Source organism: Mycobacterium sp. E787, from assembly GCF_001668725.1.
Classification (GTDB): Bacteria; Actinomycetota; Actinomycetes; order Mycobacteriales; family Mycobacteriaceae; genus Mycobacterium.
On the sequence record NZ_LZKL01000014.1, the window covers coordinates 135,249 to 148,314 of the forward strand.

General features: G+C 65.9%; 14 protein-coding genes. 12 read left to right on the forward strand and 2 right to left on the reverse strand.

The features are described 5' to 3' along the window. Nucleotides 1-49: 49 nt before the first annotated feature. The 5 genes from A5705_RS02035 to A5705_RS29100 all read left to right on the forward strand — a co-directional run bounded on the left by A5705_RS02035 (nucleotide 50) and on the right by A5705_RS29100 (nucleotide 5,447). A complete protein-coding gene (locus tag A5705_RS02035; RefSeq protein WP_068274996.1) occupies nucleotides 50-1,327 on the forward strand; it encodes a DEAD/DEAH box helicase in 1,278 nt (425 codons plus the stop codon). A gap of 104 nt (nucleotides 1,328-1,431) precedes the next feature. Next, on the forward strand, nucleotides 1,432-1,635 hold the full coding sequence (locus A5705_RS02040) for a cold-shock protein (RefSeq protein ID WP_067872553.1): 204 nt from the start codon (nucleotides 1,432-1,434) through the stop codon (nucleotides 1,633-1,635). Between the two features lie 1,052 nt (nucleotides 1,636-2,687). After that, nucleotides 2,688-3,842 carry a cytochrome P450 gene (locus A5705_RS02045; protein WP_156763003.1) on the forward strand — a complete coding sequence of 385 codons (1,155 nt, stop codon included), beginning with the start codon at nucleotides 2,688-2,690 and terminating at the stop codon, nucleotides 3,840-3,842. Between the two features lie 356 nt (nucleotides 3,843-4,198). After that, a complete protein-coding gene (locus tag A5705_RS02050; RefSeq protein WP_156738218.1) occupies nucleotides 4,199-4,702 on the forward strand; it encodes a hypothetical protein in 504 nt (167 codons plus the stop codon). A gap of 64 nt (nucleotides 4,703-4,766) precedes the next feature. Next, nucleotides 4,767-5,447 (forward strand): helix-turn-helix domain-containing protein, encoded by a 681-nt coding sequence (locus tag A5705_RS29100; RefSeq protein ID WP_197516872.1) that lies wholly within the window; start codon nucleotides 4,767-4,769, stop codon nucleotides 5,445-5,447. Nucleotides 5,448-5,477: 30 nt separating this feature from the next. On the opposite strand, the gene A5705_RS02055 is transcribed toward A5705_RS29100, so the two are convergent. Together A5705_RS02055 and A5705_RS02060 are read right to left on the reverse strand one after the other, a co-directional pair. Next, complete coding sequence (locus tag A5705_RS02055) at nucleotides 5,478-5,918, reverse strand: DoxX family protein (protein ID WP_067872886.1); 441 nt, start codon at nucleotides 5,916-5,918, stop codon at nucleotides 5,478-5,480. A gap of 198 nt (nucleotides 5,919-6,116) precedes the next feature. Beyond that, on the reverse strand, nucleotides 6,117-6,590 hold the full coding sequence (locus A5705_RS02060; protein ID WP_067872545.1) for a helix-turn-helix domain-containing protein: 474 nt from the start codon (nucleotides 6,588-6,590) through the stop codon (nucleotides 6,117-6,119). Between the two features lie 48 nt (nucleotides 6,591-6,638). Between A5705_RS02060 and A5705_RS02065 the strand changes: the two genes are divergently transcribed. From A5705_RS02065 to A5705_RS02100, 7 genes are all read left to right on the forward strand, one after another. After that, entirely contained in the window at nucleotides 6,639-8,069 is a 1,431-nt protein-coding gene (locus A5705_RS02065; RefSeq protein ID WP_156738217.1) for a DHA2 family efflux MFS transporter permease subunit, read from the forward strand. Nucleotides 8,070-8,145: 76 nt separating this feature from the next. Beyond that, the gene (locus A5705_RS02070; protein ID WP_067872539.1) at nucleotides 8,146-8,733 is read left to right on the forward strand and encodes a TetR/AcrR family transcriptional regulator; all 588 of its coding nucleotides are present in this window, start codon (nucleotides 8,146-8,148) and stop codon (nucleotides 8,731-8,733) included. A gap of 209 nt (nucleotides 8,734-8,942) precedes the next feature. Next, nucleotides 8,943-9,452 (forward strand): carboxymuconolactone decarboxylase family protein, encoded by a 510-nt coding sequence (locus tag A5705_RS02075; protein ID WP_231964198.1) that lies wholly within the window; start codon nucleotides 8,943-8,945, stop codon nucleotides 9,450-9,452. Further along, nucleotides 9,449-10,054: a carboxymuconolactone decarboxylase family protein gene (locus A5705_RS02080; protein ID WP_068274952.1), complete on the forward strand. Its 606-nt coding sequence runs from the start codon at nucleotides 9,449-9,451 to the stop codon at nucleotides 10,052-10,054. The genes A5705_RS02075 and A5705_RS02080 overlap by 4 nt, the downstream gene beginning before the upstream one ends. A 10-nt stretch (nucleotides 10,055-10,064) precedes the next feature. Next, the gene (locus A5705_RS02085; protein ID WP_068274955.1) at nucleotides 10,065-11,057 is read left to right on the forward strand and encodes a hypothetical protein; all 993 of its coding nucleotides are present in this window, start codon (nucleotides 10,065-10,067) and stop codon (nucleotides 11,055-11,057) included. Then, nucleotides 11,054-11,932, forward strand: a complete 879-nt coding sequence (locus A5705_RS02090; protein WP_068274959.1) for an alpha/beta fold hydrolase — start codon at nucleotides 11,054-11,056, stop codon at nucleotides 11,930-11,932. Before A5705_RS02085 ends, A5705_RS02090 begins: the two co-directional genes overlap by 4 nt. Before the next feature lie 280 nt (nucleotides 11,933-12,212). Beyond that, nucleotides 12,213-12,647, forward strand: coding sequence for an SRPBCC family protein (locus A5705_RS02100; RefSeq protein WP_067872519.1), 435 nt, complete (start codon nucleotides 12,213-12,215; stop codon nucleotides 12,645-12,647). Nucleotides 12,648-13,066: the final 419 nt, after the last annotated feature.

Below are 13,066 nucleotides of genomic sequence, written 5' to 3' on the forward strand. Positions count from 1 at the left end.
CGCGCATCTCGCTGCCGACGCGGCACACCCGATGCTGAAAGACATCCAATTGACTACTGGCAATACGTTTGCCGATCTCGGCGTGGCCGAAGCACTCATCGAAGTGCTCACCGCGCGGGGGATCACCCATCCGTTCCCCATCCAAACCGAAACGCTTCCCGACACACTCGCCGGCCGTGACGTCCTCGGCCGCGGCAAGACGGGCAGCGGCAAGACGCTCGCCTTCTCGCTCCCCATGGTCAGCAGGCTGGTCGGTCATCCGCGCCGCCCGTCCCGGCCATCGGGTCTGGTGCTGGCCCCGACGCGGGAGCTTGCCAGCCAGATAACCGCAACGCTGGAACCGTTGGCCGCCGCCAACAACCTCCGGGTGACAACCATCTTCGGTGGCGTACCGCAAGGCAGGCAGGTAGCGGCGCTGAAATCCGGCGTCGACATCGTCGTTGCGTGCCCCGGTCGGCTCGAGGACCTGATGAAGCAACGCTTGATCAGCCTCGACTCGATCGAGGTCACTGTGATCGACGAAGCCGATCACATGGCCGATCTCGGCTTCCTTCCCGGCGTCACTCGGATCCTGGCGGCCACACCGAGCGGTGGTCAGCGGCTGCTGTTTTCCGCCACCCTCGACAACGGCGTCGACAAGCTCGTCAACCGGTTCCTGCACGACGCCGTGCTGCACTCCGTGGACGGCTCCAATTCGCCGGTGTCCGAGATGACCCATCACGTGTTCCACGTCTCGGGCGTTCAGGCCAAGAAGGAACTGGTACACCGGCTCGCCTCCGGCAATGGCCGCCGAATCCTGTTCATGCGCACCAAACATCAGGCGCGCAAGCTCGCCAAGCAGCTCACCGAATCGGGTGTCCCGGCAGTCGACCTGCACGGCAACCTGTCTCAACCGGCACGCGACCGCAACCTCGCCGCCTTCAGCACGGGTAGGGCTCGGGTGTTGGTCGCCACCGACATCGCCGCGCGCGGCGTGCACGTCGACGGAATCGAATTGGTGGTGCACATCGATCCGCCCGCCGAGCACAAGGCTTACCTGCACCGCTCAGGACGGACTGCGCGCGCCGGAAACGCCGGCGACGTCGTCACCGTGGTGCTGCCCGAGCAGCGCAAGGAGACCCACGCGCTGATGCGGCGCGCCGGCATCCGGGTCACTCCGCAGGAGGTCACCGTCGACTCGGCCGCCGTGCACGCGGTGGCCGGCGAAATAGCGCCCTACCGGGCTCCGGCACCGCCGAGGCCGGTAGCGTCACATCCGTCGCGGCCTCGCCGTCCGGGTACCGGCGCTCGCCGACGTGGTCGGCGTTCCACCCGCGCGCAGGGCTGATTTTGTCAGCAGCACAACGGGTTTCGCTAATGAGCCGGGTCGTGCTAATTTGATCGTGTGGATGTTTTTGGTACATCCCGCATTTAGATGAGAGAAGAAAGTAAATGGCACAGGGAACTGTGAAGTGGTTCAACGGTGATAAGGGCTTCGGCTTCATCACCCCTGACGACGGCGCGAAGGACCTCTTCGTGCACTACTCCGAGATTCAGGGCTCCGGCTACCGCTCGCTCGAGGAGAACCAGCGTGTTCAATTCGAGGTTGGGCAAGGGGCCAAGGGGCCTCAGGCAACTGGAGTTTCTGCCGTCTAGGAACCTCACACTCGTGACAGTGGGCTGGTGCGTTGCTTCGCACCAGCCCACTGCGTTTCTTGATTACGCTGCGTCGGGGATGGGAGAGCGGCACAGCGCGAAGGAAGATGCGGCCCGCTTCTTCACCCGACATCTGAAGTGAGGCCGTTCGGACACGTTGCACGGCGTGGCGGTTGGATTCCAAGACGCTGCCGCGGCAACCTATTTCGTCACAGTGATGAATTAGGGCACTGCGGCGCCCCGCGGCTGTCTTTGCCGGCGGGAGCGTGTCGGTGCCATTGGAACGCTTGCGTCGACGCGACGCGCGTACTCGGGGAGGGGGCGGCGTCGGAAACGACGGACAACGCCAAATCGTGCCGTGATCTAACCCTTGCGATCGCAATGGCGCCTTGGCGCGTGGTACCGATGAGCGAGGTCGTCGGCTCGGATTGCAGGCGAGCGGCAAGCGTTCAATGACCGTGCGCGGCAGCGCAATTCGTCACAGTGACGTATTGTGCGGTATGGGGGCCGCGGTGGAAGAAGGGCCCGCCAAGCGCGCGCGGTCGCCATTGCCGACGGACGCATCTCCGCTCCGTCGGCGGCCGCGAGTGTTCGATCGAACGGGGCAGACTGTGCGTATACACGACCTTGGGCGTTCGGTCGCCGGGGAAGGCAAGAGCCCAATCGTTGTCTGAGGTCAGCCGCCTGCGGCGAAGTCGCTTTACCGGGCTTTACCGATAAGCGACATTATGTCAAGTAAACTACTGCACGTGCGTTTGATGAATCATCGTCAGTTCCCGTGCCGACCACCGCTCCTCCCCGCGGTTTTCAGTTGCCGCGCAGAGCCTTCGTCAACCACTCGTGGGTGCGGATCAAGACCGATGTTCCCGGGGCGTCGGGTATGGTGGGTGGCGTAAATCGGGGCCGCCGTGCGGCGAATATCCGCTGGTGAGTCGGTTGTGCTGTCCGGGAGTGAGCTTGCGCGCGCCGGGTTGCCTTACGGGGAGGTGGCGTGCGCGGGAGCGGCTGTACCTGTTGGACGGAGTTCGTCCAGATCCGCGAGTACTTCGGCGATGTGTGAGCGTGCCGGCGCAGGTGCGGCCTGGGATAGATCACCCTCACCGATCGGTGACAAATTGCTGCCTGATTTCTTCACAGATCGCCGCGAGCTTTGGGACGCACTGCGCAAGCGCGGGCCGGTCGTGTTTATCGAGGACAGCGCGTTTATGAATGGCTATTGCCTCACACGGGCCGATGACGTGCTCGCAGCGCTGCATAACCCGGAAGTGTTTTCGCTCAACCCCGTTTTGGATCGGCCGGAGCATGCGCGCTGGCGCGCAATCTTGCAGCCGCTATTGAATTCCCGCGCGGTGAAACAGATGCAACCCGCGTTGCAAGATCAGGCCGCGGCGGTGGTCGAAGCGGTGGCCGCGCAGGGTAGTTGTGAGGTGATCGCCGATGTTGCGGAGCCATTCGCGGCCCGGGTTCTTCTCACAGTGTTGGGGTTGCCGCCGCAAGACTGGGATAGGTTGCTGCGCTGGGAGAAAGCGCTTTGGGCGATCCAGCGGGCGCCTCTGGCCGCGGTCACAGGTGTCCGTTTCCAGGATTTGGTGCAAAAATTCGAGATGCTCGCCTATTTGGCGGAGGCTTTCGCGCAGCGCCGCGCCAGCCCTGATATTGCGGGTGTTATGTCGCGGTTGGTTGCCGGTGACGATGGGTTCGACGAAGCTGACGCGTGCGCGGTAGTTGAGATGCTGATCGCTGCAAGCATCACGCCGTTTAGGAGCGCGGTGGGTTTCGTGTTTCTTGACCTTGCCCGCGACCCGCGGCTATGCGCTTCGCTCCGCGAAAACCCCCCAGGGATTGAGGGGTTCGTCGAAGACGTGCTGCGCCGCGAGCCGCCGGCCCCGGTGATTATCCGCAGGGCCGCTCAGAACGTCACCGTGGCGGGTGTCGAGATACCGGCAGGGGCCCGGGTCGGGCTGTGCGTAGGGGCGGCCATCCAAGAAGACATGGCGGACGGCCACGGGTCGCGGGCGGACTACTGGGCGTTCGGCGGGGGCCCGCACCGCTGTGTGGCCGTCAGTCTGGCGAAAACGGCGTTGACTGTGTTGGTCAGCGAATGGTTACGCACTATCCCCGCGTTCCGGTTAGACGCTGAGTCCGTGCCGCCGGTTATCCTCGAGGACGCGGTCCGGCTATCGAGTTTGCCGCTGCGCTGGCATTAAGTCAGACCGCGCGGGTAATTGCCGTAGATGCCGCGCTCGTCGCCAGTTTCAGCTCAGCACCGCGCGACACACAGTCCGGTTACGGCCGCCGCGCCCGCGGCCGTGAGCGCGGCACCAGCGGACCGTAGTGAAGCCTTCCGTTTCGCCGCGCCGCTTGAGCGCGAGGAACATCGCTTCGTCCTTGGGAACCCTGCCAGGTTCAGGGGGACCTGTTGCGATCAGGAGCCCGGTCGTGCGCCTCGTCGACCTCCGTTGGTCGGACAGAACTTAACGCGGTAGGCGATGCGCTGGGCCGAATTGTCCACTCTCCGGACATCGGTTTGTCGCCCCCGCCGCAACGGTCCTAGCGTTCCATCGTGATGAACGGCAATGAAATGGTGGAGCTCTGGGAGCGGCATACCCGCTACGAATTCGACGTCAGGAACGCAGATCTCGCGGTGTCGACGATGGTCCCCGAGGCGCGGGTCATGCACCTGCCGACGATGAGCGGCGCATCCGGACGCGACGCTCTGCGCGCCTATTACGCCGACGTCTTCATCCCAGGGCAGCCGCCGGACACGGAGCTTGACCTCATTGACCGCTCGATTGGTGAAGACGTCTTGGTCGATGAGTGCATCATCCGGCTCACCCACGACCGCGTGGTGCCGCATCTTCTTCCCGGCGTGGCCCCGACGGGTGTGCTGCTCGAGATCGCCTTCGTCGTGATCGTCAAGTTCCGGGACGGCTTGATGCTGAGCGAGACGCTCTACTGGGATCATGCTCAAGTGCTGCGCCAAGCCGGTCTGCTGTCTGCGGCCGGACTCCCGCTGCCCGACACGTCCGACATCACCGGCTACTTGCGCGACTCGAGGATCCGTTGATGCAGCGCGTGGCGCGAGTGGGACCACGGGCCAGTGTCACCGGAGCCAGAAGGTACGCTGTCGCATGGCCTTTACTGCTGGAAAGCCCGAACCAGTCGGCCCAGCCCGAGGCGTCATCCAGAGTGCGTTCGCACTTCTTGAGTTGGTCTCCGAGTTGCAGCCGGTGCGGCTGGTGGATCTCAGCGCAGCAGCACGGCTCCCCCATCCGACGGTGCATCGACTCCTTCGCCAGCTGGTAGATGTGGGAGCAGTTCGGCGGGACGGGACGCGTTACTGCTTGGGCGCAACTGTGCTCCGTCTCGGTGCGACGGTCACGCCGGTGGCCCGACTGCGCGTCGCGTCGCGGCGGCCCATGGCCGAACTCGCGGCGCTTACCGGGGCAGCCGTATGCCTGTCGGTCGACTTGGGCGACGGCCCCGTATACCTCGACACGCTCGACGCCCGAACACCCGTCCGCTACATCGCGAAGACGGGTGACGCCGTCCCGCCGGAAACGGCGCAAGCCCGCGCGCACCATAGCTGCGCAACTAGGGTTCCGCTTGTTGACGCCGGGCAGGTGGCAGCCGACTACAGCTGCGCCGCGATGGCGATTCCGCTTGGATCATCGGGCGTCGCTGTCGTGTCCACGTTGCTACCGACGGGCCGTCCCCCGGCCGGGATGATCGAAGCCACTCGCCGGACAGCAGAACGCATCACCACTTCACTGCGGCCGTCCGTCCCAGATCGATCGACCAGCCCGACATGATCGCCTGACCGCACACGAACAAGCGGTCCCCTAAGCCCTTGAGGGCCCGGTGTTGAGCCGTCGCCGTCGCGATAGCAGCCGGTCTAGGGAGTATCTGTTATCAGCGCGGAACGCAATGACCGCGGCGAGAAAGATCGTGTGAACGAGCTGATCGCCGATCAGGTCGAAACGTTCAATCGACGTCGCGCCGAAGATCAGGATCATCATGACGCAGCTGGCCGCCACCGCGGCCGTGCGTGTCATGGCGCCGGCCACCAACAGCAGTCCGCTCAGCAACTCCACAAACGGCAAGACATAGCCGCACCCGGAGACCAGCGCCGGAGGCAGAAGCGATGTGTGAAACTCGCTCATCAAGCCAGCGTGAAAGACACCCAGCTTCGGCAGCCGAACCACACCATGCCCAACCAGACTGACCCCAATGGCGAGGCGCACGACGAGATAGGCCAGAGTGCGATCTTCTGCGGCTGGCATCCTGTTCTCCCCCACAACATCCGAGTGCGCACATAAGTGGACCGTCTATCGTCGCGAAGAAGGTTGTAGCCGCTGTTCATCGTGTTCCACTGCGGCCCAGTCCTTTCCGCTTGCTGAGGCTGCGGCACGGCCTCAACGAACTCTGCCACCTCCGCAACCGGGACCGCCTCGGCGCCGACGATGCGGCGCAGTACCGGATCAACACTCGTCGGTGACCCGGACGCGGTTTACCTCGGCGTAGTCGACCGGCTCCCCACAGGCATCGCAAGTGTGACCGACCGACAACTCGTGGTCGCGATGACGCATCGAGATCGGCGGCTGCTCGACCGCCCACCGGTTACCCCATTGGCGCAGCACCTGCAGCACCGGAATCAGGCCACGACCTGCCTCGCTGAGGTAATAGCCCCAGCGCGGCGGCGCCTCTTGGTACGTCGCGCGCTCGAGGACGCCAGCGGCGACGAGTTCCTTGAGCCGGGCGGTCAGGCGGTCGCGTGGGGCGCCGGTGTTCCGCGCGATCTCGCCGAAGCGGTGGTGCCCGAGATGGACCTCGCGAATGATCAGCAGGGACCACCGGTCCCCCACGATCTCCAAGGCGGCGGCGATCGCGCAGGGCCTCCCCCGGACCGTCGGGGTCTGCAACGGTCCCGGCGGTTGGGCGGCGCTTACGGACATAAGCTCTAGGTTTGCATATCAAACCGTGGTATCGCTAGTCTGCTGCCTGTGACGGTCTGGAAATCAAACCGCGCTACGGCGCGGTGGATCATGTCCACCGTGGTCGTGGCGGCGGTGTTCATGTCGAACCTGGACCTCTGGATTGTCAATGTCGCCCTTGTAGACATCGGGCGCGGCTTCGGCAGCTCACTGTCCGCCGCCTCCTGGGTGCTCAACGCGTACGCCATCGCGCTGGCCGCGCTGCTGATACCGGCGGGGCGCCTCGGTGACCGGTTCGGCCAGCGAAGGGTTTTTCTCCTTGGCATCGCGGTGTTCACTGTCGCCTCGCTGGCCTGCGCCGTTGCTCCCAATCTCGCCGTCCTGGTGGCCGCGCGGGTCCTGCAATCGGTCGGCGCCGCCGCGCAACTGCCGACATCCCTGGCCTTGCTGATGGCCTCGGTGGAACCGCATCGCCGTACCAACGTGGCCCGCGGCTGGGCCGCCGTTGGCGGGCTTGCCGCGGTCTGCGGGCCAGTGCTCGGAGGGGTCCTGGTCACCTTCAGCTGGCGGTGGGTATTCATGGTGAACCTGCCTGTCGGCCTCGCGGCGTGGCTCCTCGGCCGCCGTGTCCTGCCGTTCGAACCGGCCCGCCGCGACGACCGATTGCCCGACCTCGTCGGCAGTGCCTTGTTGATCGTCGCGGTGGCCGCTCTGACCGGTGCGCTGGTGCAGGCGCCCATCTGGGGATGGGTCTCGGCGGGCACGGTCGCGTTGGCGGCGCTCGCCATGCTGGGTACCGCTGGGTTCCTGTGGCGGACGGCGCGGCACCCGCACCCGCTGCTCGAACTGCCGCTGCTGAAGATCCGTAACTTCGCCATTGCCAACGTTGCGTTCTTCTGCTTCGGCGCCGCCTTCGCCATCATGCTTCTGTCGAACTCGCTTTGGTGTCAGGATATTTGGCACTACAGCGTGTTGCGCACCGGTCTCGCGATGGCGCCCAGCCCGGCCCTGGTGCCGGTCGTCACCATCGGGTCCGCCCGGCTCGTTCACCGCATCGGTCCCGGCCGCGTGGCCGCGATCGGAAGCACGCTGTTCGCCGCCTCGCTAGTTTGGCGAATCGTCTTCGCCAGGGCCGCGCCACATTACGTGACCGATCTGCTCCCCAGCATGCTGCTCAGCGGAATCGGGGTCGGACTGACGCTGAGCACTCTCATGGCCGCAGGCGCCACCGCCCTGCCGCCGGCACGCGCCGCCACGGGTTCGGCGCTGGTCAACTCCGGTCGCCAGGTGGCCTCGGCGCTTGGCGTGGCCATCCTGGTGACCGCCCTGGGGCCCACCGCCTCGGTGCGCGACTTCGACGTCGGCTGGTGGCTAGCGCTCGCCTTCATCGCCGCGACCGTGGTTATCAGTCTCACCCTGCCGCACGTCCGCTCCGAGGTGTCTGCCTCCGTGGCGGTTCCGAGGCGCTCGCTGACCGGTCCAGTCGTCGAAATGTCCTGACGAACAGGCGAGACACCGCCTCCCCCGGTGACACCTAAACGCGAACGCTCATGTTTTTAATCGCTAGACTGACCGCATGCCGAAGGTGTCCGACGAGTACCGCGCCAGTCGGCGCGCCCACATATTGGCGGCGGCGCGCCGCTGCTTCGTGCGCGACGGATTCCACGGCACCTCAATGCAGGACCTGGTGAACGAGGCCGGGATCTCCTCTGGCGCGGTCTACCGCTACTTCCCCAGCAAGGACGCGGTCATCGAGGCGATCGCCGCCGAAAACCTCGAGCAGGTGGTCTCGGTGATCCGTCAATCCGTCGAGGACGGCCTGCCCGCCGAGGCGGCCATCGCGGCCGTCCTCGAGTTCGTCACCGAACGCCACGCCCAGGACGGCTTCGCGGCGATCGCCTTGCTCGTATGGACGGAGGCGCTGCGGAACCCGGCCCTGGCCGAACTCCTGCGCAACGCCAATGCCGCTGCGGGGCAACTGTTGAGCTCGGGACGGGCGAAGAGCCGCAGCCGTGGCCCCGCGGTGAACGATGTGCTGCTGTGTGTGCTGCCGGGCTACCTGATGCAGTTGGCCCTCGGCGGTCAGGCGTCGGTGGATCGCGTGCCGCACACCGTGAAGGGAATCTCTGCCGACCCGCCCGTCGGCGCGCGTCGCAGGCCGTAGCGGCAAGTCGTCTAAAAAAACATGAACGTTCGCGTTTGACATCGCTGCGCGACCGGTGTCATGCTTGGAACGTGAGTACTCATTCACCTTAGGGGCCGCGTCGCCCCACGCACGAGCACATCGCCGTCGCCAGCGGAGGAGTTGAAAACGTGAGTGACGCAACACCATTCGGTACTTTTGGTCGTTTCGCGGAGACACCGGTAGCCGCGATGCCACCTGACATGAAGGACGCGTACGACTACACCCGGAAGCTGCGCGGGCTGGTGCCGGGTCCGCACAGAATCTGGCTGGCCAACCCGACATTGTCCCGGACGATCGTCCCCACGGGCGCCTACTACCAGAGCGACTCGACGCTGACCAAAGCGGAGATCGAGATCGCGACCAATCTGGTCTGCGGCCATTGGGGCAGCGCGTACGCCAGCTACGAACACGAGATCATCGGCGAGCGGGACGGCCGGCTGCAGCCGGACCGCGTCGAGGCCCTGATCGCCGGCGCGCCGACGTCCTTCGACGACCCGCGCGAACAGGTCGTCTACGAGTTGTCCTCGGCGTTGCTCGCCGCGCGTGTGGTCCCCGTGGGCCTGTATCGGCGGGCAAAGGCGCTGCTGGGGGATGCCGGCATCGTCGACGTCACGGTGTTGCTGGGCTGGTTCACGATGGTCTGCATGACCCTCGGTGCGTACGACGTGCCGGCGAACGCGACGGGTCTGGACCAGTGAGTGCCACTTACGGTTTGGGCGGCCGCCTGGCGCTGGCTGATCCCGAAGCGCTGACCGGCTCCCAGCGGGAATTGTTGGAGCGCATCGCTTCCACCGCGGTGCCCTGGGCCCAAGCGAGCGGCTTCGCGGCGACCACCATCGACGGCCGGCTCATCGGCCCGTTCAACCCGAGCCTGCTGAACCCCGCCCTCGCCACCGCGTTCTTGACATTGCAGGCCGCAGAACAGGAACACACGTCACTCGACGAGCAGGTCCGGCAAGTGGTCATTCTCACCGTCGGTGCGGTCCGGCAAGCACCCTACGAGCTCTACGCCCATACCGCGGTCGCCCGGGACGCGGGGCTCTCCGGCACCGTCGTCGCCGAGTTGGCCGACGGCGGTGAGCCTGGCGCACTCACCGACGCGCAGCGGGCCGCCCACCGTCTCGCCCGGGCACTGTCGACCGGCGGCCCCGTCAGCGACGACGTGTATGACGATGCGGAGCGGATCCTCGGCAGCACTGGCGTTTTCGACATCGCCATGCTCGCCGGCATCTACCAGACGGTCTGCAACGTTCTGACGGCCTTCGCCATCCCCGCCCCCGAGGACCCGCACCAGCGCTGAAAGGATGATTATGCCCCTTCCGCCGCTCCCCGCCGTCACGTTGACGCCCGTGGCCCTATTTCCGGAGAAGTACTTCCCGGAAAACCTTGCCGTTCGCGCCGACGGCTCTGTCCTGATCACCGCCGTCCTGCAGAAGGAACTCTGGTACGTCGCACCCGCCGCGCCCGGCGCGATGGTCGAACCCGTACTGGTGCACACCTTCGACCAGCTGGTGACCGGCATCGTCGAGGTCCTCCCCGAGGTCTTCGTCGTCAACCTCACCCTCGCCTACACCACCGGCGAATCATCCTTGGTACGAATAGATCTCACCCGGTGGCGACCCGGCGACCCGGTGGTGCCGGAGACCATCTACCGCTTCGACGACCGCGCCCGCGGACTCAACGGCAGCTGCCTGCTGGGACCGGGAGTGCTGGCCGTTGCGGACTGCTTTGCCGGTCTGATCTGGCGGGTGGACCTCACCGACGATGCGCACACGGCCACCGCGCGGGTGTGGTCGACGCATGACACCATGGCGTTCGACCCGGACAGCGACCTGCCGCCGCCCCCGCAACCGGGAGTCAACGGCGTCCGCTACTGTCCGCAGACCGGCTACCTGTACTACACCTCGACCGCGCAGAAAGTGTTCATGCGTGTCGCCGTCGACCCCGAAACACGTGATCCAGCAGCGTCACCCGAGTTCGTGGCCGCGATCGACAACGCCGACGACTTCTGTGTCGACCCCGACGCCGGATTCGCCTACGTGACCCGCCACCGGGCCAATACCCTCGACCGGGTGCCCCTGGCGCCGCGCCACGGCAGCGAAGTGCGCCACATCGCCGGCGACCCCTTCGACGAAACCCTCGTCGGGCCGTCCAGTGCCGCGTGGGGCCGCGGTCCAGGGGACCCGGGCCGGGTGCTCTACGTCACCACCGACGGCGGCACCACCGCTCCCCCGCACGGAATTCTGCGCAACGCCGCGCTGCTGCGCGTCGAGCTCGACTACTCCGCTACGGAGCGGTCATGACGCGTCGCAGCGAAATGGTCGCGGCCGGCTCGGCTTTGATCGAGACATACGTCGACGGAGACGGCCCGTCTATCGTGATTATCCCGTCCTACGGACGCGACGGAGGTGCGGACTTCGATCCCCTCACGGCTGCGCTCGTCGGAGCCGGCTACCGCGTGCTGCGGCCGCAGCCGCGCGGGATCGCCCGCTCGGTGGGTGCGATGAACGCCGTGACGTTCGAGGACATGGCGGGCGATATCGCCGCCGTGATCGACAATCTCGCCGAGGGGCCCGCGGTCGTGCTCGGACACGCCTTCGGAAACTTCGTCGCCCGGGCCACCGCAGTGCATCACCCCGACAAGGTCGCGGCAATCGTCCTGGCCGCTGCATCCGGTAAAACCGTTGCCGCCGAGGTGAATTCGGCACCCATGCGCGCCGGTGACCCGTCGCTGCCGGAAACCGAGCGACTGGCCGCGCTGCGTCTGGCTTTCTTCGCCCCCGGCCATGACGCGTCGATCTGGTTGACCGGCTGGTACCCGCATACCCTGGCCATGCAGGTCGACTGCGCCCGCCGCGCCGACGTAACCCGCTACTGGGGCGCAGGCAGCGCGCCGGTGTTCGAGCTCGTCGCCGCACTCGACCCATTCCACCACCGGGACGAGTGGGGCGACCTTCACGCATGCTACGGCGACCGCATCACCACTGTTGTCATCGACGACGCCAGCCACGCACTTTTCCCCGAGCAACCTGACCTGGTCGCCGATGCGATCTTGGGTTACTTGCGGATCCAATTTTTCGCCATGGCCAAAGATGGAGGCGAAGCGGCCGCGGTCGCCGAGCCCGTGACACACGGGGTTTGCGCGGCATTCCGCATCCAGGCTAGTCAGCGACGGTGAGGTGTTGCGCTGCCTCGAAATAACGGTCGCTAGAAGCGGGTTGGGGGACAATATGAGAGCGATCGGATACGACGAGTTCGGCGGTCGCGAGGCCTTGCATCTCATGGAGTTGACGGAGCCCCACGCGGGCCCCGGACAGGTTCGAGTCCGGGTGCGGGCCACCGCGGTCAACCCCTCCGACACTGCCGCGCGGTCGGGATGGATGATGTTCGTAGCGAGAGAGGACCGATGATGCCAGCGGACAGCTTTCGGCAACGCGTAGCCGCGGCATGGACTGCGGATGATTGAATTCACCCTTACCCGGAGTTCGACGGCGCCGATCGAGAACGTGTTCGACGCTATGACCGACCATCGCGGGATCGCGAACTACGTGTGGGCATGTCGGCGCAGCACGCTCGACCGCGAGGGAGTCCCCGCACCGAACGGCGTCGGCGCGATCAGACGTCTGGTGGTCGTGGGGCCGCCGTTCGTCGAAGAGATCATCGAGTACGAGCGACCCACCCGCTATGCCTACCGAATGCTTTCCGGCGCACCGACCCGAAATCACGTCGGCACGATCCAGCTGAGAGAGGGGAATACAGGGACCGAGGTCAGCTGGCACCTGCGGTCAACGCTCAAGATTCCCGGTGTTGACCGGCTGATGCTGCCGGTGTTCAAGAAGGTCATCGACGAATTCCTCAAAGGCGGCATCGTCGCCGCCGAACGCCGCGCCTGAGCAGTTGTGGTGGTTGAACGGAAAGGGTTTGCATGCACGCCCGGACTGGGCACTCCACCGGCGGCCCTGAGGTGGCCCGCTACGTGGTAGGTCCGGCCCTGGTTGCCGCCTGCGGCGCCAACCGTGGTGGCGAGTTTCGCGGGGTAGCCCCGGTCCTTGAGGCGCGCTCCCAGCTGCAAGTGCCAACGGGCCCAGGCATCAAACGTCTCTGGCACGAATCCCGAGTCCCTGGCCCCGCGAAAGGTGAACAGGTAGTTGGTCATTGACTCCCCTTTCCGGTCGGCGCGTGCGTTTACGTCCATTGCCCCGGCTGGTAATCGCCGGCGGGCTGGCGGGTGAGGGCCCGTTGTCAAGTGGTTAGTGCAACATTTAGGCGGCTTGGCTAATTAGGTTGGCGAGGCGTTGGGCGGGTGTGTCGA

What these genes read in the sequence shown, in the direction of transcription:
- A5705_RS02040 (WP_067872553.1), top strand. Translation starts at nt 1,432, where the DNA reads ATGGCACAGGGAACTGTGAAGTGGTTCAACGGTGATAAGGGCTTCGGC.
- A5705_RS02045 (WP_156763003.1), top strand. Translation starts at nt 2,688, where the DNA reads ATGTGTGAGCGTGCCGGCGCAGGTGCGGCCTGGGATAGATCACCCTCA.
- A5705_RS29100 (WP_197516872.1), top strand. Translation starts at nt 4,767, where the DNA reads ATGGCCTTTACTGCTGGAAAGCCCGAACCAGTCGGCCCAGCCCGAGGC.
- A5705_RS02055 (WP_067872886.1), bottom strand. Translation starts at nt 5,918, where the DNA reads ATGCCAGCCGCAGAAGATCGCACTCTGGCCTATCTCGTCGTGCGCCTC.
- A5705_RS02060 (WP_067872545.1), bottom strand. Translation starts at nt 6,590, where the DNA reads ATGTCCGTAAGCGCCGCCCAACCGCCGGGACCGTTGCAGACCCCGACG.
- A5705_RS02070 (WP_067872539.1), top strand. Translation starts at nt 8,146, where the DNA reads ATGCCGAAGGTGTCCGACGAGTACCGCGCCAGTCGGCGCGCCCACATA.
- A5705_RS02075 (WP_231964198.1), top strand. Translation starts at nt 8,943, where the DNA reads ATGCCACCTGACATGAAGGACGCGTACGACTACACCCGGAAGCTGCGC.
- A5705_RS02085 (WP_068274955.1), top strand. Translation starts at nt 10,065, where the DNA reads ATGCCCCTTCCGCCGCTCCCCGCCGTCACGTTGACGCCCGTGGCCCTA.
- A5705_RS02090 (WP_068274959.1), top strand. Translation starts at nt 11,054, where the DNA reads ATGACGCGTCGCAGCGAAATGGTCGCGGCCGGCTCGGCTTTGATCGAG.
- A5705_RS02100 (WP_067872519.1), top strand. Translation starts at nt 12,213, where the DNA reads ATGATTGAATTCACCCTTACCCGGAGTTCGACGGCGCCGATCGAGAAC.